Source organism: Thiolapillus sp. (genome assembly GCF_048562965.1).
In the GTDB taxonomy this organism is placed as follows: domain Bacteria; phylum Pseudomonadota; class Gammaproteobacteria; order Chromatiales; family Chromatiaceae; genus Thiolapillus; species Thiolapillus brandeum_A.
In genome coordinates this window covers 1-617 of sequence record NZ_JBHNMF010001461.1, presented here as the reverse complement: position 1 = coordinate 617, position 617 = coordinate 1, and the positions used below count along the sequence as shown (strand labels likewise).

The 617-nt window shown below is 50.6% G+C and carries 1 pseudogene; it reads right to left on the bottom strand.

What is annotated here, in order from left to right:
• Window positions 1-595, bottom strand: a pseudogene (locus tag ACOCD2_RS24940) (Tn3 family transposase); the annotation flags it as partial.
• Window positions 596-617: the final 22 nt, after the last annotated feature.

Sequence of the window (617 nt, the reverse complement as noted above, 5' to 3'; positions counted from 1 at the left end):
GTAACATGCGCCGGTAATGATTACTGTAAGATGACCGGAGGATCTTATGCACCTGCTGCTGATAGGCAGGGCCTGATGACTTGTATTCTTTGAGCAGGCTTTTCAGCGTATCTTCCCCAGCAACAGGATATACCACTTCTTTCACCAGGCCGTTGGGATTATCCAGTGCCGCTTCCGCTATCCGAAATAGCAGTGTCGTCTTACCGTGTACCTTCTGGAAATCACTGAGCAGGGTTTTGACCAGTTTGCGTTCGGCGCGAGCCGATAACCGGTGGACGATTTGGATAAACAGCTCAATCAAACCGTCAATGATTTCCCGTTGTCGCCAGTACAGGAAGATTGCGAAAAGGCCGTAACGGATGGTTTCAGGATGCTGCTTTACCTCCCAGGCGCTCTCGCTGTTAACGCGCTGCCGGTACCGTTGCAATACTTTGGTATTGAAAGAGGAGAATGTTTCAACGGGCAGGTGCAGCGAGCGAATGAAGGAAATCTTTTCGACTTCCTTCAGTACACTGTCCAGCCCCACGCGCCCCGGATCGGCTTTGATATCACTGAAGTTCACCACGCCTTCAACACCATCCAGGGATTGACCCATTAATATCTTGCTTTCTACCGAC